Here is a 22,753-nt window from a genome sequence, read left to right as displayed (position 1 = left end):
GCCCGGCAGGCCAATCATGCAAGGCAACCGTTCTGCCGTCGCGACCTGATAAAAACCACACAAGGTCCTTAGCCGCCCATGACGATTCTCTACGACGAAACAGTCGATGGCGCCCTGCCCGACGTCGACCGCGAGCACCTGATCCGCACCCTGCGCCAACAGTTGCCGGAGCTGGAGCTGCTGGACCAGCCGCAACAACTCAAGCCCTATGAATGCGACGGCCTCAGCGCCTACCGCACCACGCCGATGCTGGTGGCCCTGCCCCGTCATCTGCACGAGGTGCAGCGGCTGTTGCAGATCTGCCACGCACAGCGGGTGCCCGTGGTGGCCCGGGGCGCCGGCACGGGCCTGTCCGGGGGGGCCCTGCCCCTGGAAAAGGGCCTGCTGCTGGTGATGGCGCGTTTCAAGGACATCCTCCACATCGACCCCGCCGCGCGCTGCGCCCGGGTCCAGCCGGGGGTGCGCAACCTAGCGATTTCCCAGGCCGCAGCGCCTCTGGGCCTGTACTACGCCCCCGATCCTTCGTCGCAGATCGCCTGCTCCATCGGCGGCAATGTCGCGGAAAACGCCGGCGGCGTGCATTGCCTGAAGTACGGCCTGACCGTGCACAACCTGCTCAAGGTCGAGACCTTCACCGTGCAGGGCGAGGCCCTGACCCTGGGCAGCGATGCCCTGGACACGCCGGGGTTCGACTTGCTGGCGCTGTTCACCGGCTCCGAAGGCCTGCTGGGGGTGATCACCGAGGTCACGGTCAAGCTGCTGCCCAAGCCCCAGGTGGCCAAGGTGCTGCTGGCAGCCTTCGATTCGGTGGACGCCGCCGGCCGTGCCGTGGCCGACATCATCGCCGCGGGCATCATCCCCGGCGGCCTGGAGATGATGGACAACCTGGCGATCCGCGCCGCCGAGGACTTTATCCACGCCGGTTACCCGGTGGACGCCGAGGCCATCCTGCTGTGCGAGCTGGACGGCGTGGAAGCCGATGTGCATGACGATTGCGAGCGGGTGCGCCAGGTGCTGGAACGGGCCGGCGCCAGCGAGGTGCGCCTGGCCCGGGACGAGGCCGAGCGCGTGCGCTTCTGGGCCGGGCGCAAGAACGCCTTCCCGGCGGTGGGGCGCTTGTCGCCGGACTACTACTGCATGGACGGCACCATCCCCCGCCGCCAGCTGCCAGGCGTACTGCAGGGCATCGCCCGGCTGGCCGCCGAGTACCAGTTGCGGGTGGCCAACGTGTTCCATGCCGGCGACGGCAACATGCACCCGCTGATCCTGTTCGACGCCAACCAGCCCGGCGAGCTTGAGCGAGCCGAGGCCCTGGGGGGCAAGATCCTCGAACTGTGCGTGGCGGTGGGCGGCAGCATCACCGGCGAGCACGGGGTGGGCCGGGAGAAAATCAACCAGATGTGCGCCCAGTTCAACCGCCACGAACTGACCCTGTTCCACGCGGTCAAGGCGGCCTTCGACCCCAGCGGCCTGCTCAACCCGGGGAAGAACATCCCGACCCTGCACCGCTGCGCCGAGTTCGGCGCCATGCACATCCACCACGGGCAACTGCCCTTCCCCGAACTGGAGCGATTCTGATGAACGTAGCCAGCGATTTCGACGCCGCCGAGGCCTTGCTGGAACAGGTGCGCGATGCCTTGGCGAGCAACACCCCGCTGCGCATCCAGGGTTCCAACAGCAAGGCCTTTCTTGGCCGCGAGAGTGCCGGGGAAATCCTCGATACCCGCAGCCACCGCGGCATCGTCGGCTACGACCCCACGGAGCTGGTGATCAGCGCCCGGGCCGGCACGCCGCTCGCCGAGCTGCACGCCACACTGGACGCCGCAGGGCAGATGCTGCCCTGCGAACCACCGGCCTTCGGCGCGGGCGCGACCCTGGGCGGCATGCTTGCCAGCGGCCTGTCCGGGCCGCGCCGGCCCTGGGCCGGGGCGGTGCGCGATTTCGTCCTCGGCACCCGGATCATCAGCGGCAGCGGCCAGCACCTGCGCTTTGGCGGCGAGGTGATGAAGAACGTCGCCGGCTATGACCTGTCGCGGCTGATGGCCGGCAGCTACGGCTGCCTGGGCGTGATCACCGAAGTCTCGCTGAAGGTCCTGCCCAAGCCCCGTCAATGCCTGAGCCTGAGCCTGGAAATGGACCGCCAGCGGGCCCTCGCCCAGCTTGCCGAATGGGGCCAGCAGCCCTTGCCCATCAGCGCCGCCTGCCATGACGGCGAACGCCTGCACCTGCGCCTGGAGGGCGGTGAAGGCTCGGTGGCGGCGGCCCATGACCGGCTCGGCGGCGAGCCCCTGGACCCGGGCTACTGGAACCAGCTCAACGAGCAGCAACTGGACTTCTTCAACCCCGGCCTGCCGCTGTGGCGCCTGTCGGTGCCGCACAACACGCCCCTATTGGCCCTGCCCGGCCAACAGCTGCTGGACTGGGGTGGCGCCCAGCGCTGGCTGAAGACCGACGCCAGCGCGGCCGAGATCCGCACCGTTGTCAGCGCCGTTGGCGGCCATGCCAGCTGCTACAGCCACGGCCTGCAAGACAGCCCGTTCCAGCCCCTGGCGCCGACCTTGCTGCACTACCACCAGCGCCTCAAGGCGCAACTGGACCCGCAAGGGATCTTCAACCCCGGCCGACTCTACGCGGAGCTCTAGACCATGCAGACCACCCTCAGCCCCAGCGCCCGGCAACTGCCCCGCGCCGAGGAAGCCGAACGCATCCTGCGCAGTTGCGTGCATTGCGGTTTCTGCAACGCCACCTGCCCCACCTACCAACTGCTCGGTGATGAGCTGGACGGCCCGCGCGGACGCATCTACCAGATCAAGCAGGTGCTCGAAGGCGCACCGGCAACGGTCGAGACCCAGCAGCACCTGGACCGCTGCCTGTCGTGCCGCAATTGCGAGACCACCTGCCCGTCCGGGGTCGACTACCACAACCTGCTGGACATCGGCCGTGCCGCGGTGGATGCGGCCCTGCCTCGGCCCGCCGGCCAGCAATGGTTGCGCCGCGGCCTGCGGGCGCTGAGCGCCAACCCGCAATTGTTCAAGGCCCTGATCCAGGGCGGCAGCCGCCTGCGCCCGCTATTGCCCCAGGCCTTGCAGGACAAGCTGCCGCGCCGGGTACCAACAGCCAAGCCGCGCCCTGGAATGCGCCATGGGCGGCGCGTGCTGCTGCTCGAAGGTTGTGTGCAGCCGGGGCTGTCACCCAATACCAACGCCGCGGCAGCGCGGGTCCTGGATCGCCTGGGCATCAGCGTACAACCGGTCAGCGAGGCCGGCTGCTGCGGCGCGGTGGACTATCACCTGGATGCCCAGCAAGCCGGCCTGCAGCGCGCCCGACGCAATATCGACGCCTGGTGGCCGCACCTGCAACTGGGGGCCGAAGCCATCGTCCAGACCGCCAGCGGCTGCGGCGCTTTCATCAAGGATTACCAGCACCTGCTGGCCCATGACCCGGCCTACCGCAGCAAGGCCCAGCGGGTCAGTGCCCTGGCCCGGGACCTGGTGGAAGTGCTGCGGGATGAACCCCTGGAACAGCTCGGCGCCCACAGCGACCAGCGCCTGGCCTTCCACTGCCCCTGCACCCTGCAGCACGCGCAACAACTCGGCGGTGCCGTGGAAAGCCTGCTGCAACGCCTGGGCTTCCACCTCACCGCGGTGCCTGACAGCCACCTGTGCTGCGGTTCGGCAGGCACCTACTCACTGACCCAGCCGGCCCTGGCCCGGCAACTGCGCGACGACAAACTCTGTGCCCTGGAAAGCGGCCGCCCGGACCTTATCGCCACTGCCAATATCGGCTGCCAGAGCCACCTCGACGGCGCCGGCCGGACCCCGGTGCGGCACTGGATCGAAGTGCTGGAAGCTGCCCTGCCCTGAACCTCACGCCCCTGGAGATCGCCATGCAGCACAAAGCCGTACTGGGTCAAGACGAAGCCCGCCGCATCCTCGCCGCCGCCCGCACCGAGGCCCAGCGCCACCGGTGGGCGGTGAGCATCGCCGTGGTCGACGACGGCGGCCATCCCCTGGCCCTGGAGCGCCTCGACGGCTGCGCGCCGATCAGTGCCTACATCGCCACCGAAAAGGCCCGCACCGCGGCCCTCGGCCGGCGCGAATCCAAGGCCTACGAGGACATGGTCAATGGCGGGCGCAGCGCCTTTCTCTCGGCGCCGCTGCTCACCTCCCTGGAAGGCGGCGTGCCGATCCGCGTCGGCGGCCAGGTGGTCGGCGCGGTGGGGGTTTCCGGGGTCAAGTCCGGTGAAGACGCCCAGGTGGCACTGGCTGGCGCCGCCTGCCTGGAGGGCGACTGAACAGGTTCAGGCGCGGCGTACGCTGCTGCGGTACATGAACAGCAGCGCCAGGGCCAGGCACAGCATCGCCAGCAGGCGGCTGGGCGACAGTTCGATGGCCGGGTTGCCGAACCAGCCGAAGTTGTCGATCAGCATGCCCATGCCCAACTGCCCGAGAATCACCGCCACCGTGGCCACCGCGGTGCCGACCCGGGGCACGGCCCCCACCATCACCAGCATGTAGACCACGCCGAACAGCGCGCCGGTCAGTTGCCATTTCGGCGCCTGCAGCAGGCTCATGGCCTGGGGCGGCTGGAAAAACACGATCAGCAGCCCGGTGATCAGGGCACCTACGGCAAAGGTCAGCAAGCTGCTGCGCAACACACCGACGCTTTCCCCCAGGCGGCCATTGATCGCCGCCTGCACACTCAGCACCGCACCGGCGGCCACCACCACAACCAGCAATAGAAACAGATTCATCTTCAACCTCGGGCAATCAGGATCAGGGCCAGCACAATCAGCGCCAGGGCCAGCCAGCGTTCGGCATTGACCGGCTTGCGGGCACTGCCGAACCAGCCGAAATGGTCGATCAGCACGCTTTTGCCCACCTGCCCGGAAAGGATCGCGATCATGGTCATGGCAATGCCGATATGGGGCGTGGCCAACGTCAGCACCACCACGTAGATCGGCCCCAGCACTCCGCCCAGCAACTGCCAGCGCGGCAACTGGCTGAAGGCCGGGCCGGGCTGCGGGCCGCTGAACAACAGCAGCAGCAACAGCAGCGCCGTGCCCACGCCGAAGATGCTCAGGGTGGCCCACAGATGGCCCACCTGGCTCCCCAGCGGGCCCAGCAGGCCAGCCTCCACCGACAGGCCCATGCCCGCCAGGATCACCAGCGGCAACAGCATCAGGCGCTGCCAACCGGCAGCGGGTGGAGCGCTTGCCACCGGGTTGGGCAGCGGTACTTCTATGGTTTCAGAGGACATGCAACACCTGCTCGTGATCAAGGAATGGCCGGCATTATCGATTGCGCATGCTTTGCGATAAATGGGAGCATGCCGACAACACCTTTGCGCAAAACGCACAGCAGGATCGACCTATGCACGGCTTCAACGACCTCGGTTTCAAGGCCTTGCGCCTGTTTATCGCCGTGCTCGACCAGGGCAGTTTTTCTGCCGTGGCGCGCCGCGAGGGGCTGGCGCCCTCGTCCATCTCACGGCAGATCCAACTGATGGAACAGGCCCTGGGCCAGCAGTTGCTCTACCGCCACACCCGCGCCGTCAGCCCCACCGAGGCCGGGCGCCTGCTGGGGCACCATGCGCGGCGAGTGCTGGCGCAGTGGGAAGAGGCCGAACAGGCGTTGCAGGAACAGCAGGACGAACCGGCCGGGCTGGTGCGGATCAACGCCCCGGTGGTCTTTGGCCAGCGCCACCTGTCGCCCTGGCTCGGTGAACTGCACCGGCGCTACCCGAAGCTGCAACTGGATATCCAGCAGACCGACAGCTACATCGACCCCTTGCAGGACGGCACTGACCTGCTGTTTCGCATCGGCACCCTGGAAGACTCCTCGATGCAGGCGCGCCTGCTGGCCCCGCAGCGCTACCGGGTAGCGGCCAGCCCGGCCTACCTGGCCCGGCACGGCACCCCGCAGCACCCGGAGCAACTGCACCAGCACCAGTGCCTGGCCTACAAGGGCGAGACCGGCCAGCAGCGCTGGCTCTTCCGCCAGGGCCGGGCAGACTGGACGCCCTACAGCGTCAAGGGCCCGCTGACCGGCAACCACGCCGACACCCTGACCCAGGCCGCCGAACAGGGCCTGGGGCTGGTGATGTTCCCTTCCTGGCTGATTGGCGAAGCCCTGCACCAGGGCCGGCTGGTGGCGTTGTTCGAAGACTTCGACGTGGCCACCAGCCTCGAACCGCAACAGATCGCCGCCCTCTGGCCCGGCAGCCGACGGCTGTCAGTGAAAGTGCGCACGGTGATCGACTTCTTCGTCGAGAAATTCGGCCCCGAGCCTTACTGGGATCGCCGCCCCGCCCCGTAGAAGCTGGCTTGCCAGCGAAGGCGGCGGCAAGACTTGGCCAGAATCCAAGGGCCCCTTCGCCGGCAAGCCGGCTCCTACAAGAGCGCGCCATTCACCCAGCCGTAGGAGCTGGCTTGCCAACGAAGGCGTTGGCAAGGCTTGGACAGAGTCCAAGGGCCCCTTCGCCGGCAAGCCGGCTCCTACAAGAGCGCGCCATCCAACCACCCGTAGGAGCTGGCTTGCCAGCGAAGGCGGCGACAAGGCTTGTGCAGAGTCCAAGGGCCCCTTCGCCGGCAAGCCGGCTCCTACAAGAGCGCGCCATTCACCCTGCCGTAGGAGCTGGCTTGCCAGCGAAGGCGTCGGCAAGGCTTGTGCAAAATCCAAGGGCCCCTTCGCCGGCAAGCCGGCTCCTACAGGGCCATTTGCAGGATCAGCCAGGCATTGGCCGCGCTGATGATGGCGAACAGGCTCCAGGCCAGGGCCTTGGTCGGCCAGCGGTTGACGAACTCGCCCATCAGGCGCCGGTCGTTGGTCATGCGGATCAGCGGGTACAGGGCAAACGGCAGTTGCAGGCTGAGCACCACCTGGCTCAGCACCAGCAACTGGCCCACGGCGCCATCGCCCAGCAGCCAGACGCCGATGAACGCCGGGATCAGGGCCAGGCCACGGGTGATCAGGCGCCGCTGCCAGCAGGGAATCCGCAGATTGAGGTAACCCTCCATGATCACCTGGCCGGCAATGGTCCCGGTGAAGGTCGAGCTCTGCCCCGAAGCCAGCAGGGCCACGCCGAACAGCACGCTGGCCAGGGCCCCGCCCACCAGCGGGTCGAGCAGGTGGTAGGCGTCCTGGATCTCCACCACGTCACTGTGGCCGGTGTTGTGAAAGGCCGCAGCGGCAAGGATCAGGATCGCCGCGTTGACCAGCAGCGCCAGGGCCAGGGAACCGATGGTATCGATCCGCGCCAGCTTGACCGCCTCCCGGCGGCTGGCCAGGTCCTGGCCCACCTGGCGGGTCTGCACGATGGAGGTGTGCAGGTAGAGGTTGTGGGGCATCACCGTGGCGCCGAGGATGCCGATCGCCAGGTACAGCGGCGCGGCGTCGCTGATGGCTGACAACGACGGCACGAAGCCCCGGGCCACCTCCGGCCAGTAGGGTTTGATCAGCAGCAGCTCGATGAAGAAGCACACGCCGATGGTCGCCACCAGCGCCAGCATGATCGCCTCCAGCCGGCGAAAGCCGCGGTTCTGCAAGGCCAGCACCAGCAGGGTATCGAAGGCGGTAATGACGATCCCGGTGCTCAGGGACACCCCCAGCAACAGGTGGAAGGCCAGGGCGCAGCCCAGCACTTCGGCGAGGTCCGTGGCGATGATCGAGACCTCCGCCAGCAGCCACTGGGTGCGCGCCGAACGGGTGCTGTAGCGCTCCCGGCAAAGCTGCGCCAGGTCGCGGCCGGTGGCAATCCCCAGGCGCGAGCAGAGGCACTGCACGGCCATCCCGGCCAGGCTCGCCAGCAGTACCACAAACAGCAGGCTGTAGCCGTAGCGCGAGCCGGCCTCGATGGCCGTGGCCCAATTGCCGGGGTCCATGTAGCCGATGGAAACCAGCAAGCCGGGGCCGGCGAAGCGCAGCAGGCGCCGCCACAGCGAAGCGCTGGGGTCGACGGACACGGAACCCGCCACTTCCGGCGGGCAAAAGGGGGCAGTGGCTAATTTCGGCAGGCTGAATTTCACGGACGCTTCCACGGCAGATTGGCGCAGGGGCCCAGCTTAGACGTTTGCGCGAGCGCGCCCAAGCCTGAATTTTCTGTCTTGAGGGGAGTATGCTGCGCAGCTTCCACCCCCGCAGAAAACTGCTGCGGGTATCGACTTTATTTCCAGGGTGCCCTGTGAACAGCTGCGAAACACCTTCAGCAGACGAGCGCCTGCCGCCCTTTCTGCAACCCGGCGACCGGGTGCTGCTGTTCGACGGCGTGTGCAAGCTGTGCAATGCCTCGGTGCGTTTTGTCATCGGCCATGACGCTGAACGGCGGATCAAGCTGGCCTCGGTGCAATCGCCCCAGGGCCAGGCGCTGCTGGCCTGGTTCGGCTTGCCCACCGAGTGTTTCGACAGCGTGGTGCTGATCGAAGGCTCGCGCCTGTCCCAGCGCTCCGAGGCCTTTATCCGGCTGATGGCCCAGCTCCCCGCACCCTGGCGCTGGCTGCGCCTGCTGCGCGGGGTGCCCCGGCCACTGCGGGACTGGGTCTACGATCGGATTGCCCGCAACCGCTACCGCTGGTTCGGCCGCTACGATGTCTGCCTGTTGCCCAGCCCGGACCACCAGGGACGGTTTCTCGACGACGCCCCCTCCCCCTGAGCATTTGCGCCTACGGCCCCAGGAGTTGCTCACGCAGGTGCGGATTGCGCGTGCGCGGATCGAGCCAGATCGCAAAGAAGGCCTGGGCAAAGGCCTCGTCATCCACCTCGTGCTGCAGGCGCTGGTCAACGAAGAACTGCACCCCACGACCGGGCAGCCGCACCCCGGTGAGGGTACGGCCCGGCGTGACATCGACAAAGGACAGCTCCATCTGCCGCTGCCACGCCTCGAGCTGCCCCGGGCTGACGCTGGCCCCGGACAGACGCTTGATCTCATCGAGGCTGGCCTGCACCAGGTCGTCGCGGCTGAGGTTGCGCCGGTAGGTCAATTCCAGGGCAAAGGGGCGGTCGGCGGCCAGGGGCGTGAGCGTGCTCCAGAGCCGCGCCCGGTAGACCTTGAAGCCGAACCAGCTGAACTCGCCGCTGCCCACCAGGCGGGCATCGGGCAAGGCTTCCTGCCAACCGGCATTGGCCGTGGCGCCGAGCAGGAGCAACAGCCACAGGCCACCACGGATGCAGTGCAGCAATCGGTCTTTCATTCACCCTGCCCTCCAGCAGTAGGCCAGCGCCCGGCAGCAGGCGCTGGCCCGAAGAACGGAAAAGGACCCGAGGCCGCCGATCACTCAGCTGGCACGCCCTGTATCAGGGCCTGACCTCAGGTCCGCAACGGCGGGGTCGGCCACAGCCCCGTGAGACGCTCCCCGGGCGTGCGGTGCCGCGCCGCCCCATTGAACCCTGCCGACCGGCCCTTGCGCCGGCCGGCCTGTGCCGCCCTTGTCCAGTGATACGCGCCAAAGGCGCATTTGGATGCTAGCGTGTCGCACCGTTCATCCACCGAGTGCACCCATGCTGCTGTTGAAACTGCTGACGGTTCCGGGCTTCCTGCTGCTGATCTCCCTGGCGGGAAAACGCTGGGGGCCCAATGTCGCCGGCTGGCTGGCCGGTTTTCCGGTGGTGGTGGGGCCGATCCTGCTGTTCCTGGCCCTGGAGCAGGGTCAGGCGTTCGCCGCCCATGCCGCGGTGGCCGCGCTGTCGGCGGTGTTCGCCATGATTGCCTTCAGCGTCGCCTACAGCCATGCGGCGCAGACCCTGGCCTGGCCCGGTGCCCTGGCGATTGCCACGCTGGTCTGGGCACTGCTGGCCACGGCCATCGCCCAGGTTCCGGCCTCCCTGGGGTTCTCCATCTTCTGCGCCGCCAGCGCCCTGCTGCTGGCGCCCCGCGCCTTCCCCAAGGTCAGCTCGGGGCCTGCCCTGCCCGCGGCAACCTCCGACCGGCTGGCTTACCGCATGCTCGCTGGCGCCCTGCTGACCCTGGCCGTGACCCTGCTGGCCAACCACGTCGGCGAGCGCTGGAGCGGCATGCTCGCGGTGTTCCCGGTCCTGGGCAGTGTACTGGCGGTATTCTCCCATCAGAGCCAGGGTGCAGCCTTTACCACGCTACTGCTGCGCGCCCTGAGCACGGGCCTGTATTCCTTCGCCGCCTTCTGCCTGGTATTGGCCCTGGCCTTGCCCGCGCTGGGACTGGCAGCGTTCGTACTGGGGGTGGCGGTGTCGATGCTGGTACTGGCCTTGAGCAAGCACCTCTTGCAACCGAGCGCTGCTGGGGATGAGCGGCGCTGACCGAGGAGCCCCTGAAAAGTGACCGGGACCACCGGCGATTGAGGGGATGAGCCCTTCCCTGGCCATAGGCTCCGGCGCCGCTGAGCAGCCGCCGCGCGTCCATGGGGTTGGCCCTGGGAGCCAGCCCGGGCGAACAGCTCCATGCCGCCCTTGCCGGTAAGGACCTGGGCCATTGGTCCGGCGTAAGAAATCCCTCTGGAGCAGGCTGTGACGGCCGTGGGATGATGCGCGCCTTTGATCCTCTGCCCGGAGATTGTGCATGTCATCCTTCGCAACAAAAGCCCTGGTCCTGGTGTTCGCCACCCTGGCAAGCCTGGGGGCGCTGAACGCCGTTGCCGCGAGCCAACCCACGACCAAGCAGGGCTCAGGGGAGAAGATCTCGCTGCTCGGCGGCAAGCTCGCCTTCACCCTGCCCAAGGGCTTCAGCGCCTCTCCCCTGGCGCAAGGCAGCGAAACCAATGGCACCGAGGGCGCCAGTGGCACCCTGTACGCCAACGCGACCACCCGCAGCGTGGTGATCGCCGCGCAGAACACCATTCCCAATGGCGCCCAGGTCAAGGACAACGACGCGGCCTTTCTCGATGAGGCGGTGAGCGGCTTTCTTTCGCAACAGGCCGCCGCGCTGCCGGACTTCAGCAAGCAGAGCGAGAAGAGCATGACCCTCAAGGGCCTGGGTGTACGGCAGATCGACAGCACCGCCACCCAGGGCGGCGGGCAGACCCTGAACTCGACGCTGATCGCCGGGTCCGGCACCCGCATGGCGGTGATCCAGGTGATTTCCCGGGCCGCCGATCCGGCCGGCCACGCCGCCTTGATGAAGCAGATCCTCGGTCAGTGAGGCCCCGGCCGGTTCAGGGATAGAGCCCCTGCAACCAGCGGCTGAGGTCGTTGATCTCGGCCTCGCTGATGCTGTGGCCCATGCCCGGGTAGGCATGGAATTGCGGCTTCAGCGACAGGCCCTGGAGCAGGTGATTGGCCTCGATCCCATCGCTGTAGGGCAAACGCTGGTCGGCGGTGCCGTGGCCGATAAAGATCCCCAGGCGCTGCAGGGCCGGGTTGTTTTTCACCTGCGCGGCCAGCACCGGCAGGATCTTCCCGCTCAGGGCGGCAATCCCGCGCACCGACTGCGGATACCGCAGGCCCACTTCATAGGCCATCACCGCGCCCTGGCTGAAACCCACCAGCACCACTTTATCCGGCTGGGTGTGGTACTTGGCGACCGCCGCCCGGACAAACTGGCCGATCAGGCTGGCACTGTCGGCCAGTTCCTCGGTCACCCCGTCATAGGCGCCCTGGCCCTTGCGGTGGAACCATTGGTAGCTGCCCTCTTCCAGGGTCTGCGGCGCCCGGGCCGAGAGGTAGGTGTAGCCCGCCGGCAACCCCTCGCGCAGGCCGAACAGATCGGCCTCGTTGCTGCCGTAGCCGTGGAGGAAGATCACCAGCGGCTGGTTGCGGGTCTCGGCAGGCGCCTGCTCCATGTAGCTCAGGGGCAGGTCGTCGTGCAGCGCGCTGCCGGCCTCGACCCAAGGTGCGGCCAACAGCGCCAACAACGCCAGGTAGCGGATCATGTACTGCTCCTTGAAGAGAAAAACCGAATCGCCAAAGCCTAGCATTGCCCGGCCCGAAGGATCATCAGCGCGGTACTGGCCGCCTGCCTTTGCACCCCGTATCCTGCGCGGCCATTCAAGGAGGAAACGTCATTGAAGCGGCATCTTTTACCCTTGCTGTTCAGCCTTGGCCTGAGCACTTCCCTGCAGGCTGCGCCCAGTGCCGAGGCCGAGCGCGCCTTGCAGAACGCCATGCAGATAGCCGAGGACAACCAGCAACGGCTGGAGCGGATGATCGAGCAGGAACAGCAGTTGGACACCCAGGCAATGGTCCAGGTCATGCAGCAGGTGACGCACAACGTTGAGCTCTACGAGCGCCAGTTGCGCCAGGCCAGCGATGGCGGGCACGGGGTCGCCAGCTACCTGCTGGCGAACCTCGAAGAACGCCGCAAGACCCTCGCCAGCAAGGACTACAGCGCGCAACACGCCAAGGCCTGCGGGCTGTACCAAAACGCTGCGGACCAAGGGCTGCTGGCGGCCGCAGTGCTGCTGTTGCGTGACTGTGACACGGCGTTCCAGCGCGTCAAGTTCGATGACCCCGAACTGCTGCGCCTGCGGGCACAGCTGCTCAAGGCCCTGGAACAACCCGATCCCTATGGGGAGCACTACCCGTTGCCGGCCCTCAACTCCTTCTGTTTCAAGCCAAGCAAGATGCCCGAGATCGAGCCGGAGCGGCCGCTGGCCACGCTGCAAAATCTCTACACCCCGGTGCAGTTGAGCCTGGAGCAGTTCCGCGCCGACGGTTACTACCTGCTGGCACTCAAGGACGATATCGAGAAACCCGCGACCCGAGGCTATTTCCAAAAAGTCCGGGCCCTGGCTCCAGACTGCCTCGACCCCATCAGCCTGGGGAACATGTTCGAGGCCATGGCAAAAAAAGCCCCCTGAACCCGCTGCCTCACCCCCTGGCTGGCAGCCCGCGCCAGGCCAGGGGCAGCAGCAAGAGCACCACAAGCAGGAACCCCACCTGGGACAGGTAGAAGGTTTCCAGCCACTGGCGGTGGGCGGCCACATAGAAACTGTTGTGCAGCACATCCACCAGGATGATCCCCAGGGTCAGCCCCAGGCCCCAACGCGGGCGCCGCCACAACAGCAGCACGGCCAAGGGGTCGAACAGGGTCAGCGCCCCCCAGAAAGCCCGGCTGGCCAGGGGCGTATCGTCGCCGTAGCCATAGTCCCAGAGCAGGCCGTGCTCGAAGGCCGCGTGCAGGTGGTTGAAGCTGGCCGCCAGCAGGCACAGGGCGAACAGCAGGCGGATGCACAGGGACGGTCGGGCCATGGATGTCCATTCATTGCAGGGGCTTTCGTCACAGGCCGGCGCTGCGCGCCAGACCCGGTCGCCGGCGTGCGCTTTCAATCGTTGATCAGCTTGCCCGCGCGTATCGCCGCGCGCCCGGCCACCTTGGCCAGCCAGATCCCCGGCTGGGTGTAGCGCCCGCGGTCGAGGGCGAAGAGCACGCCAGAGGTGCCGGCCCGCACGGTGCTGAGCCGATCGTTCAAGGGATCGACCACTTCGAACAGGGCATCGCCCTGCTCCACCCACTCCCCGGCTTCACGCAGAAAACTGACCACCCCGTGGTGCGGGGCGAACAGGTATTCGGTGCCCTCGAAGGGCATGCCTTCGCAACAGGCGGCGGGCGCCGCCGGCCAGTCGCCGCTGATAAAGCCCTGCTCGGCCAGAAAACCGAGGATCGCTTCACAGTTGGCCCGGGCCTGTTCCACCCGGGTATCGCCCATGCTGCCCAGCTCCAGGGTGGTGGCCAGGTTGGCCGGAGGAATCGCCGCCCGAGGAAAATCCCGGGCCAGGCGCAGCCAGGGCGACGAGCAGGACTCGTCGAAGGAACTGCCGCCGGAGTCTTCGCACAGCAGCGCCACCCCGGCCTTCAGGCGCGCCGCCAGGGATTGCCAGCGGGGCCAGTGCTGGGGCAAGGCATAGAGATGGATCGCCGCCTCGAAGTCGCAGTGCAAATCGAGAGTGACATCGGCATCGCAGGCGTGGCGCAGCAACAGCCGATGCAGGGCTTCCAGCTGGGAGGCTGGCGCCGGCAGCTGTTCCAGCACCTGGACCATGGTGCGGCGGATCAGGGCGATGTTGGCCGCGGCATCCTCCCCCAGTTGCGCGCCGATCAGGTTCCCCACCGGAACGCTGAGTTCAACGAAGGCGCGGTTGAAGTTCTTGCCGCTGCCCAGCTCGAAACGCCCCAGGTGGCTGCCCTGCACCTGCTGGTCCAGGCCGATGGGATTGGCCACCGGCACCAGCTCGATCACAGCCTGCAACTGGCCCCGGGCCTCCAGTTCGGCCAGGCGCTGCTTCAATTCCCAGGCGGTGCGCATGCCCGGCAGTTCATCGGCGTGCAGGCTGGCCTGGATGTATACCTTGCGCGGCCCATTGCCGAAGCGGAACACGCTGAGCTGGCGCGAAGTGCCCAGGTGGCCCCAGGGCAAGGAATGGTCGATGCGTTGCATGGTGGCTCCGGGATCAGAAAAGGCGTGGCGCAGGATAAAACAGCCGCGCACAAAAAAGGTGGCGAGCGCATTACGCCCGCCACCTTTTTTCAGTGCCGCGGCTTACTCGCCGTAGACGTCGAAGTCGAAGTACTTGTCCTGCACCTGCTTGTACTTGCCATTGGCGCGGATCTCGCTGATGGCGGTGTTGAATTGCTCCGCCAGCGCCTTGTCGCCCTTGCGCACGGCAATGCCGGCACCGCCGCCGAAGTACTTCGGATCGTTGTACTCGGGGCCTACGAAGGCAAAGCCCTTGCCGGCATCGGTCTTGAGGAAGCCATCGTTGAGGTTGACCGAGTCCGCCAGCAGCGCGTCGACGCGGCCGGAAACCATGTCCAGGTTGGCTTCTTGCTGGGAGCCGTAGCGCACCAGGTCGATGCCCGCCGGCACCAGCACTTCAGTGGCGAAGCGGTCGTGGGTACTGGCGCGCAGCACACCGACCTTCTTGCCCTTGAGCTCGGTCAGCGGGTCCTTGATGCTGGTCCCGGCCTTCATCACGAAGCGCGCCGGGGTGTGGTAGTACTTGATGGTGAAATCGACGTTCTTCTTGCGGTCGTCGGTGATGGTCATGGACGACAGGATGGCGTCGATCTTCTTCACCTTCAGCGCCGGGATCAGGCCGTCGAATTCTTGCTCGACCCAGGTGCACTTGACTTTCATCTGCTCGCACAGGGCATCGCCCAGGTCGACGTCGAAACCGGTGAGCTTGCCATCGGGGGTCTTCATCGAGAACGGCGGGTAGCCGGCTTCGATACCGATGCGGATCGGCTTGGCCTCGTCGGCCGAAGCAGTCAGGGAAAACAGCGACAGTGCCAGGGCACCGAACAGCACAAACTTGTTCATTTATAACTCCAAGAGCCGGAGACTTTTATTGGCAGAATTCGATTGTGTGACATCGAAGTGGCCAGCAGTCTAGAGCGGCGTCCGGGAAGCAAATTGTTTTTATGCGACAAATACTTATAGAAAAAACACAGCGCTGGGCGGGGCCTTTCAGCCCCGCTCGGGCGTGGTGCACTGCTCCGCGAAAAACCCCGGGCAACGCCCTGCAATGGTGCCGCCGCCCGGTCCTCCCGGTCCTTGCTAAAGCCGCCTCACTGCATGCCGGCGGCAGGCACGGTCAACAGGCGCAGGCGATTGGCTGGCCCTCGGCCCGCGGCGCCTGGGTACTGAGCTGGAAGCCTTCGTCCAGCCAGCCGGTGACGCCTCCGATCATCTCCTTGACCGGGTATTCCAGGGCCGCCAGTTTCAGCGCCGCCTTGTTCGCGCCGTTGCAGTGGGGCCCGGCGCAATACACCACGAACAGGCTGTCCCGGGGATAGGCCGCCAGGGTTTGCCCATCGAGGCGGTTTCCCGGGAGATTGATCGCCCCCGGCACATGCCCCCGGGCATAGGCCTCGGGGCTGCGCACATCCACCAGGACAAAATCCACCTCCCCGGCCTGCTGGCTGGCGTAGACGTCGGAACAATCGGTTTCAAAGCTCAGGCGATTGGCAAAGTGCATCAGGGCGATGGCCGAAGGGGCAGCGGCGGTATTGCGTACCAGGCTGGTCATGAGGACGCTCCAAAAAGTCACGGTGGGGTGGGAAACACTGTATCCACCCGGCCCCGGGCGCTACAGTGGCGCCTCGGACAGCGACTGGTAATTTTCCGCCAAATGAACAATCAGCCCGGCCTGGTGGCCATCCTGGCCTACGATGGCCTCTGCACCTTCGAGTTCGGCATCGCCGTGGAGATCTTCGGCCTGGCCCGGCCGGAGTTCGACTTCCCCTGGTACACCCAGTGCATCGTTGCCGTGGACCCGGGGCCGATGCGTGCCATGGGCGGTATCCAGGTCCTGGCCGACGGCGGCCTGGAGCTGCTGGACCAGGCACGAACCATCATCGTGCCCGGCTGGCGCAGCCGCGACGAAGCGCCACCGCAGGAGCTGCTGGAAGCCCTGCGCCGGGCCCATGAGCGTGGCGCACGGTTGCTGTCGATCTGCTCTGGCGTGTTCGCCCTGGCGGCCAGCGGCCTGCTGGACGGTTTGGGCGCCACCACCCACTGGCGCTACGCCGCGGAGCTGGCGCAGCGCTTCCCGAACATCCAGGTGGACCCGGACGTGCTCTACGTCGACGCCGGGCAACTGATCACCTCCGCCGGCAGCGCCGCCGGTATCGACGCCTGCCTGCACCTGGTGGCCCGGGACTTCGGCACCCAGGTGGCCAACAGCGTGGCCCGGCGCCTGGTGATGTCGCCGCAGCGCACCGGTGGCCAGGCGCAGTTCATTCCGGCCCCGGTCAGCCGCACGCCGCGCAGCGACCTGTCACGGGTCATGCAATGGGCCCGGGAACGCCTGCACCAGCCACTGACGGTCAGCGAACTGGCAGCCCAGGCGCTGATGAGCGAACGCACCTTCCTGCGGCGCTTCAGCGAGGCCACCGGTGCGGCGCCCAAGGCCTGGCTGCAACATGAGCGCCTGGCCCGGGCCCGGGAGTTGCTGGAAAACGGCAGCGAAACCACGGAGACCATCGCCCTGCGCTGCGGCTATCACTCGGTGGAGAGTTTCCGCGTGGCCTTTCGCAGTCGGGTGGGCCTGGCGCCCTCGGTGTACCGTGAGCGCTTCGGCCGGGGGGCGCCCTTGCAGGGGCCGGCAGGCTGAAACCGGCCACACCACCCCGGCCGGCTGTCGCGGGGCGGCTCAGTCCCCAGGCTTGCGCAGCAGGTAGGTGTCCATGATCCAGCCATGGCTCTGGCGCGCTTGCAGGCGCACGCGGCGGATCTCGTCGGCGACCTCGTCGAGGCGGCCACTGATGAGGATTTCATCCGCGGTGCCCAGGTAGGCCCCCCAGTAGATCTCCAGGTCCTGATCACGCAACTGGCGGTAGGAATCCTCGGCATCGAGCATCACCACCAGGCTGTCGGCGTCACTCGCCTGGCCTGCCGCCAGGCGCCGCCCGGTGGTGATTTCCACGGAACGACCGATGCGGTTCAACGGCACCTTGTGCTGCGCCGCCAGGGCCTGGACGCTGGTGATGCCGGGGATCACCTGATAGTCGAACTGCGCCGCGCCGCTGGCCAGGATCGCCTGCAGGATGCGCAGGGTGCTGTCGTACAGGGCCGGGTCGCCCCAGGCCAGGAAGGCCCCGGTTTCGCCCTCGGCCAACTCCTCGTTGATCAGGCGCTCGAAGATCTGCTGCTTGTCCTGGTTGAGGGCCTGCACGCTGTTCCGGTAGTCCACCTCGCCCCGCTGGCGTTCCGGGGTCTGTGCCTCGACGAACCGATAGGGACGCTCGGTGATGTAGCGTTCGCACAACTCGCGGCGCAGGTCGATCAGCGAGTCCTTGCTCGGCCCCTTGTCCATGAGGAACACCACATCGCAGCGGTTCAACGCCTTGACAGCCTGCATCGTGATGTAGTCGGGGTTGCCGGCGCCGATGCCGATCACCAGGAGGTTTTTCATGGGCCATGCTCTCGCTGCTGTTTCAGCGGACAAGTATGGGCCGCCTTGGCGGGGTGAGAAAAGCCGCAGTGGCCGCGGTGGGTTCTAGCCCCTCGCGATTGGCCGGGCGAGAACGCTCCTGGCCGCCGCTACTGACGAAGCGCTGGGCGGCGCCCCGTCAGCGGCGATGCCGATCAGCCATGGCCCTCCCCGGGGCGTTTTCCTGGCCGCCTCGAGGGGAAGCGCTCAAGGACGCTAGCGCGGCGTGAGTCCGCCGGGATGCCCGAAAGGACCTTAAAACAAGAATCTCCTTATAGGCCGGAAAAATTCTCATCCTTATTCTCTGCAGCATTCTCACGCAGCGACTCAATCAGGTGACGCCCAAATCATGCACAGCGAAATGTGGGAGCTCCTGTCTCTCGATCTTGCGATCAATGCCTCCCTCCTGCCCATCGTCCTGCTGCAGTACGTGGCCCTGGTAGGAATCTTCAGTACCCTGCTGATGCTGCGCCAGGATGCCCAGCGCCTGATCCAGTCGAAAAAGATACTCCTGGGCTTGATCCTCGGCGTCAGCAACGCCGCCTTGATCGCCCTGGCCTCACAGTTCATGCAGACGCCGGTGAAGGTCTTCCTGAGCAGCGACATGCTGTTTCTCGCCGGTTTGCTCGGGGGCTGGTGGGGCGGAATCAGCTGCCTGGTACTGGTGGCACTGGCACGTTTCTGCATTGGCGGCGTCGGCCAGTTCGAAGAGGCACTGTTCAGTTTCAGCCTGATGACCCTGGGAGGCGTGCTGCTGCATCGCTGGTTCGAATCACGCCGCCTGGGCGACCTGACCTTCAAGGACATGGCCCTGGTGCTACTGGTACGCCTGGGCGCCGCGATCGCGCCCATGCAGGTAATCGACTGGATGGGCAGCGTCAGCTCGGTGATCACCGCGCAACTGCTGTCCCTGCGCCTGGCCACGACCCTGCTGTCGCTGCCGATGCTCATCCTGATCTTCGCCATGCTGCGTCGCGAGGCGCGCTATCAACAGGCCCAGCGCCGCCTGCTGCAACTGGCGGTGACCGACCCGATCACCCGCCTGCCCAATCGCCGGGCCCTGGGCAGCTACCTGGACCAGTTGCTGGTGCGCACCGGCCAGCGTCCCGGCATCCACAGCCTGATCGTGATCAAGATCATCAATCTCAAGGACCTGGTGGCCATCCACAGCCACGACTGGACCGACCAGTTGCTGGTCAGCCTGGCCGAGGCACTCGACACTGGCGCCGCCGGCCAGGTGTTGCACGCCTGCTCGGTGCCCAGGCGGTTCATGTTCTCCGACCTGAGCCTGGTAGTGGCCCTGCCCAACCGTTCGATCCACTTCATTGAGGAATCCCGGTTGATCGCCACCCTGCAGGCGGCCCTGCTGGACCCTCTCACGGACGGCAGCGGCCTGTCGCCGAAGCTGCAGTTCTGCGTGGTCGACGCCTGCGCCGGTGCCAGCGCCAACATCACCCTGCGCAATATCAGCCTGGCCCTGCAGGACTCCCGGCAGCCGGTGCGCTACCTGCGCCAGTCGCTGATCGAACGGGCCCAGAGCAAGGAGCAGATCCGCCTGCAACTGCTGGAGTGGCTGCGCCTCGATAACCCGCCCTTGCACTACCAGCCCAAGTTCTGCCTGGAGCGGCGCACCGTGGTCGGTGCCGAGGCCCTGCTGCGAGCCCGGGATAGCCAGGGCCAGGCGATCTCGCCACTGTTGGTCCTCGATGTGGTGCGTCACCAGGACCTGCTGCAGGCCTTTGAATGGGCAACCATCGAAGCGGTGATCCGCGATGCCCACCTCTACAGCGCGGCCGGCCTGCCGGGGCCCCTGGCGGTGAACGTCTCGGCCACCACCCTGAGCGACGTGAACTTCGCCACGCGGCTGATCCAGCGCCTGGCCAGCGCCGGCCTGCCCGGCCAGCGCCTGGCCCTGGAACTGACCGAGAACACCTTGCTGCTGGACACCCGGCAAGTGGCGCGCAACATGCTTTTGCTCAAGGAGCACAAGGTCGCCCTGGCCCTGGACGACTTCGGCACCGGCTACTCGGCCCTGAGCATCCTGGCCAAGTACCCGTTCGGCGAAGTGAAGATCGACCACTCGATGATTTCCTTGCTGCATTACGAACGGATGCGCACCGCGGTCTCCATTGCCCAGGAAAGCGCGCGCCTGTACCAGGCGACGCTGACCGCCGAAGGGGTCGAGACCCAGGAACAGATCGATATCCTCACATCCATCGGCATCGGCTACGCCCAGGGCTACTTCTTCTCCCCGGCGGTGCCCCTGGCCGAGCTGATCGAACTGGGGCTCGCCGCCGAGCAGTGCGGCCGTGATCGTTCAGGCTGAAACCGGCGGCCTGCTGCCGCGAAGCCGGCAGGCCCGGCAAGTAGCAGCCGCGGCCCGGGGCCAGGCGTGGCGGGTTTCAATCACGGCCCTGCAGGCGCAGGCGCCAGCGGCCGGCGTGACTCAGGTCAAGCCTGGACAACGGCTCGATGTCGATCAGGTTGAAGCTGGCCAAGGGCGCTTGCAGCGCCTGGAGCATCACCGCGCGGATGACAAAGGGATGGGTCACCGCCAGCCAGTGCCCCGGGCGCTCGGCCATCTGCTCCAGCCACTGGGCCACCCGCTGGCACAGAGCGGCCACCGACTCGCCGCCCGGCGGAGCCTGATGCGGGTCCTCCAGCCAGGCCTGCAGAGCCTCGGGCTGCTGTTGTTGCAGCGCACTGATGGACAGGCCCTGCCAAGTGCCGAAGGCGCAATCGCGCAAGGCCTCCTGTACCTCGGCTTCGGCGCTGAACAGGCCGGCCGTCTGCCGGCTGCGCAGTTCCGGGCCGCAGAGCACCCGCGTCGAACGCCTGAGCTCGGCGGTGCGGCTCAGGGCCTGGGCCTGCCAGTCCAGCACCAGGGGTTCGTCCAAGGGAAAGCACGCCTGCTTCTGGGCGGCGGTACGGGCGTGGCAGATCAGGGTCAGACGGGTGGCCTGCACAGTGCATCACTCTGGCGTTATCGGCAGGGAGGCGTAGCCTGCCGGGGCGGATATGGCATTTTATTGCAGATGTACCAGGCAGACATTTCGAAACGGCAAGCCGCTGTCAGCCCGGCGTGGTCGCGCCACTGTATTCGGCCTTGTCGCCGTACGCCAGGCCCCGTTTCTCTGCTCGTCACCCGCACCGCGGCGCGTCAGCCCTGGAGGTTTCAATCACTGATAGCGCTACCACGCAGGCCGATTTTTCCCTGCCCAGCACTGCCTTGGGCGGGCTCTTGGCCCTGGTGTTCAGCTACAGCCTGGGCCTGGGTTTCGCCTGGCTCGCCACGCAGCAAACGGCTGCAACCGCGCAGCAGCCACGACGCCCGCTGCAAGGGCTGATACGGACAAGCCCGCCTCAGCGGGCTTGCTCCCCCGCAGCTCAGTGTTCTGCGCGCACCCCGGGCCTCGCCAGGTACAGCACCTCATAGCACTCGCTTCCCGGGCGTGGCCGAGGTGGCTGCGCCGAAAGCGTGAAGCGCACCAGTTGCCAAGCCTGCAGGTCCAGGGCCAGGACCACGGCGAAGGTGTCTGGCTCCTGGGCCCGTCGTTGATTGCCCAGCACCTCGCTGGCCAGCAACTGCTCGCGCTGCGCCCCTGGCTCGATGGCCTGGACCTCGCGGTACAGGGCCCGGGCTTGCCCGGCCGGGCCCCGACGCCAATCCAGGGGCAGCCAGGATTCGATGTGCGGGCGGCCAAAGGAGTCGATCACCCCTTGAAAACCGGGGCCCATCAGCATCTTCCCGGCGCCGGCCGCGTCCTGCCACAGGTAGATCGAGGCATAGAGGTTTTCGGTGGCCCCGTGGACACCCCGTTCGCGCCCGGCAAACACCTTGAACACCAGGCCCTCGACCCGATCCCACAGCGGCCCGCGTTCGGCGGCACGCTGGCGAATCAGCTGCATCGGGTAATCGGCCGGCAAGCGATGGGAATACTGTTTGGCAAACATGGCGACACTCCGTGGGGGCTAAGGAGTGGCCAGCTTGCGCAGGCCCAATGATTACAACAAGATATCGTCGAATATATCTGTGATAAGGATTGAATATGTCAGAGCCGGGCAAGCCACTGGACATCGATACCGTGCAGGCCTTTGTGCTGATCGCCGATTTCGCCAGTTTCACCCGGGCGGCCCAGGCCCTGAACACCTCCCAGGCGGCCATCAGCCTCAAGCTCAAGCGCCTTGAAGAGCGCCTCGGCCAGCGCCTGCTGGAACGCACCCCGCGCCATGTGCGGCTGACCCCGGCGGGTGCGCGTTTCAGCCAGGCCGCGCGGGAACTGCTGCGGGCTCACGAGCGGGCCCTGGGGGAATTGCACAACAGCGCCCCCCGGCGCTTGCAGGTAGGCATCAGCGACCATGTGGCCGGCCCCGACCTGCCGCAGTTACTCCAACACATTGCCAGCTACGACCCGCTGCTGCTGCTGGAAGTGCACATCGATTCCTCCCGGGAGCTGACCGCGCGCTTCGATCGCGCTGAGCTGGACGCGGTGATCGTGCGCAACGAAGGCGCCCGCAACGATGGCGAAGTGCTGGTGGTGGAAAGTTTTGCCTGGTTCGCCGCCGCCACCTGGCAGCACACCCACGGCAGCCCCCTGCGCCTGGCGACCCTGGCCGCGCCCTGCGGCGTGCGCCAACTGGCGGTGCAGGCCCTGGACGCGGCCGGCTGGCCCTGGGTCGAGGTGTTCATCGGTGGCGGGGTGATGGCCGTGGGGGCCGCGGTGAGCGCCGGGCTCGGGGTCGCCGCCCTGGCTTCGCGCGTGGCCCCGGCAGGCGCCCAGGACGTGACTGAACGCCTGGGCCTGCCACGGCTGCCGGTGAGCGAGGTGGTGCTGCACGCCCGCGCCACCGACGAACGCTCCGCGGACACCTTGCGCGCCCTCAGCGCGGCCTTTCGCGGCGCCCTGCTGCGCTGA

General features: G+C 67.0%; 24 protein-coding genes. 12 read left to right on the top strand and 12 right to left on the bottom strand.

The window, feature by feature from the left end:
• Positions 1–78 precede the first annotated feature (78 nt).
• The 4 genes from glcD to ACZ5BO_RS13500 are packed head-to-tail and all read left to right on the top strand — an operon-like array spanning position 79 to position 4,294.
• Entirely contained in the window at positions 79–1,578 is a 1,500-nt protein-coding gene (gene glcD / locus ACZ5BO_RS13515; RefSeq protein WP_464700358.1) for a glycolate oxidase subunit GlcD, read from the top strand.
• Entirely contained in the window at positions 1,578–2,642 is a 1,065-nt protein-coding gene (glcE, locus tag ACZ5BO_RS13510) for a glycolate oxidase subunit GlcE (protein ID WP_464700356.1), read from the top strand. The genes glcD and glcE overlap by 1 nt, the downstream gene beginning before the upstream one ends.
• A 3-nt stretch (positions 2,643–2,645) precedes the next feature.
• Complete coding sequence (gene glcF, locus ACZ5BO_RS13505) at positions 2,646–3,863, top strand: glycolate oxidase subunit GlcF (RefSeq protein ID WP_464700354.1); 1,218 nt, start codon at positions 2,646–2,648, stop codon at positions 3,861–3,863.
• A 23-nt stretch (positions 3,864–3,886) separates the two neighbouring features.
• Entirely contained in the window at positions 3,887–4,294 is a 408-nt protein-coding gene (locus tag ACZ5BO_RS13500; protein WP_232642582.1) for a heme-binding protein, read from the top strand.
• Positions 4,295–4,300: 6 nt separating this feature from the next.
• Here the strand turns inward: ACZ5BO_RS13500 and ACZ5BO_RS13495 are convergent, their stop codons facing one another.
• Positions 4,301–4,753 (bottom strand): DMT family transporter, encoded by a 453-nt coding sequence (locus ACZ5BO_RS13495; RefSeq protein WP_011060563.1) that lies wholly within the window; start codon positions 4,751–4,753, stop codon positions 4,301–4,303.
• A 2-nt stretch (positions 4,754–4,755) separates the two neighbouring features.
• Entirely contained in the window at positions 4,756–5,259 is a 504-nt protein-coding gene (locus ACZ5BO_RS13490; RefSeq protein WP_025130683.1) for a DMT family transporter, read from the bottom strand.
• A 113-nt stretch (positions 5,260–5,372) separates the two neighbouring features.
• On the opposite strand from ACZ5BO_RS13490, the gene ACZ5BO_RS13485 reads away from it, so the two are divergent.
• The gene (locus tag ACZ5BO_RS13485) at positions 5,373–6,317 is read left to right on the top strand and encodes a LysR family transcriptional regulator (protein ID WP_464700351.1); all 945 of its coding nucleotides are present in this window, start codon (positions 5,373–5,375) and stop codon (positions 6,315–6,317) included.
• A gap of 389 nt (positions 6,318–6,706) precedes the next feature.
• Here ACZ5BO_RS13485 and ACZ5BO_RS13480 read toward each other — a convergent pair whose 3' ends face one another.
• Complete coding sequence (locus ACZ5BO_RS13480) at positions 6,707–8,026, bottom strand: Nramp family divalent metal transporter (protein WP_464700349.1); 1,320 nt, start codon at positions 8,024–8,026, stop codon at positions 6,707–6,709.
• 89 nt (positions 8,027–8,115) lie between these two features.
• Between ACZ5BO_RS13480 and ACZ5BO_RS13475 the strand changes: the two genes are divergently transcribed.
• Entirely contained in the window at positions 8,116–8,649 is a 534-nt protein-coding gene (locus tag ACZ5BO_RS13475) for a thiol-disulfide oxidoreductase DCC family protein (protein ID WP_464700347.1), read from the top strand.
• Between the two features lie 10 nt (positions 8,650–8,659).
• Here ACZ5BO_RS13475 and ACZ5BO_RS13470 read toward each other — a convergent pair whose 3' ends face one another.
• Positions 8,660–9,187 (bottom strand): chalcone isomerase family protein, encoded by a 528-nt coding sequence (locus ACZ5BO_RS13470; protein ID WP_464700345.1) that lies wholly within the window; start codon positions 9,185–9,187, stop codon positions 8,660–8,662.
• A gap of 307 nt (positions 9,188–9,494) precedes the next feature.
• Here ACZ5BO_RS13470 and ACZ5BO_RS13465 point away from each other — a divergent pair, with 307 nt between their 5' ends.
• A complete protein-coding gene (locus ACZ5BO_RS13465; protein WP_464700343.1) occupies positions 9,495–10,268 on the top strand; it encodes a hypothetical protein in 774 nt (257 codons plus the stop codon).
• 259 nt (positions 10,269–10,527) lie between these two features.
• Positions 10,528–11,106: a DcrB/PsbP domain-containing protein gene (locus ACZ5BO_RS13460; RefSeq protein WP_464700341.1), complete on the top strand. Its 579-nt coding sequence runs from the start codon at positions 10,528–10,530 to the stop codon at positions 11,104–11,106.
• A 13-nt stretch (positions 11,107–11,119) separates the two neighbouring features.
• Here the strand turns inward: ACZ5BO_RS13460 and ACZ5BO_RS13455 are convergent, their stop codons facing one another.
• Positions 11,120–11,836 carry an alpha/beta hydrolase gene (locus ACZ5BO_RS13455; protein WP_464700339.1) on the bottom strand — a complete coding sequence of 239 codons (717 nt, stop codon included), beginning with the start codon at positions 11,834–11,836 and terminating at the stop codon, positions 11,120–11,122.
• 132 nt (positions 11,837–11,968) lie between these two features.
• On the opposite strand from ACZ5BO_RS13455, the gene ACZ5BO_RS13450 reads away from it, so the two are divergent.
• Complete coding sequence (locus ACZ5BO_RS13450; protein ID WP_464700337.1) at positions 11,969–12,763, top strand: hypothetical protein; 795 nt, start codon at positions 11,969–11,971, stop codon at positions 12,761–12,763.
• Positions 12,764–12,773: 10 nt separating this feature from the next.
• On the opposite strand, the gene ACZ5BO_RS13445 is transcribed toward ACZ5BO_RS13450, so the two are convergent.
• The 4 genes from ACZ5BO_RS13445 to ACZ5BO_RS13430 form a co-directional block, all read right to left on the bottom strand.
• Positions 12,774–13,154, bottom strand: coding sequence for a hypothetical protein (locus ACZ5BO_RS13445; RefSeq protein ID WP_025130670.1), 381 nt, complete (start codon positions 13,152–13,154; stop codon positions 12,774–12,776).
• A gap of 74 nt (positions 13,155–13,228) precedes the next feature.
• Positions 13,229–14,341, bottom strand: coding sequence for a M14 family metallopeptidase (locus ACZ5BO_RS13440; protein WP_025130669.1), 1,113 nt, complete (start codon positions 14,339–14,341; stop codon positions 13,229–13,231).
• Positions 14,342–14,443: 102 nt separating this feature from the next.
• Complete coding sequence (locus ACZ5BO_RS13435) at positions 14,444–15,223, bottom strand: ABC transporter substrate-binding protein (protein ID WP_025130668.1); 780 nt, start codon at positions 15,221–15,223, stop codon at positions 14,444–14,446.
• A gap of 274 nt (positions 15,224–15,497) precedes the next feature.
• The gene (locus ACZ5BO_RS13430; protein WP_025130667.1) at positions 15,498–15,932 is read right to left on the bottom strand and encodes a rhodanese-like domain-containing protein; all 435 of its coding nucleotides are present in this window, start codon (positions 15,930–15,932) and stop codon (positions 15,498–15,500) included.
• Positions 15,933–16,034: 102 nt separating this feature from the next.
• Between ACZ5BO_RS13430 and ftrA the strand changes: the two genes are divergently transcribed.
• Positions 16,035–17,018, top strand: a complete 984-nt coding sequence (gene ftrA, locus ACZ5BO_RS13425) for a transcriptional regulator FtrA (RefSeq protein WP_464700334.1) — start codon at positions 16,035–16,037, stop codon at positions 17,016–17,018.
• A gap of 39 nt (positions 17,019–17,057) precedes the next feature.
• On the opposite strand, the gene cobF is transcribed toward ftrA, so the two are convergent.
• Positions 17,058–17,819: a precorrin-6A synthase (deacetylating) gene (gene cobF / locus ACZ5BO_RS13420; protein ID WP_464700332.1), complete on the bottom strand. Its 762-nt coding sequence runs from the start codon at positions 17,817–17,819 to the stop codon at positions 17,058–17,060.
• Between the two features lie 367 nt (positions 17,820–18,186).
• On the opposite strand from cobF, the gene ACZ5BO_RS13415 reads away from it, so the two are divergent.
• A complete protein-coding gene (locus ACZ5BO_RS13415) occupies positions 18,187–20,163 on the top strand; it encodes an EAL domain-containing protein (RefSeq protein WP_464700330.1) in 1,977 nt (658 codons plus the stop codon).
• A gap of 76 nt (positions 20,164–20,239) precedes the next feature.
• Here ACZ5BO_RS13415 and ACZ5BO_RS13410 read toward each other — a convergent pair whose 3' ends face one another.
• Complete coding sequence (locus tag ACZ5BO_RS13410) at positions 20,240–20,803, bottom strand: histidine phosphatase family protein (protein ID WP_464700328.1); 564 nt, start codon at positions 20,801–20,803, stop codon at positions 20,240–20,242.
• Positions 20,804–21,224: 421 nt separating this feature from the next.
• The gene (locus ACZ5BO_RS13405) at positions 21,225–21,791 is read right to left on the bottom strand and encodes a DUF4865 family protein (protein ID WP_464700326.1); all 567 of its coding nucleotides are present in this window, start codon (positions 21,789–21,791) and stop codon (positions 21,225–21,227) included.
• 95 nt (positions 21,792–21,886) lie between these two features.
• Between ACZ5BO_RS13405 and ACZ5BO_RS13400 the strand changes: the two genes are divergently transcribed.
• Positions 21,887–22,753, top strand: a complete 867-nt coding sequence (locus ACZ5BO_RS13400) for a LysR family transcriptional regulator (protein WP_464700324.1) — start codon at positions 21,887–21,889, stop codon at positions 22,751–22,753.

It is taken from the genome of Pseudomonas sp. FFPRI_1, from assembly GCF_055384485.1.
This window is presented reverse-complemented; position numbering and strand designations above follow the sequence as displayed.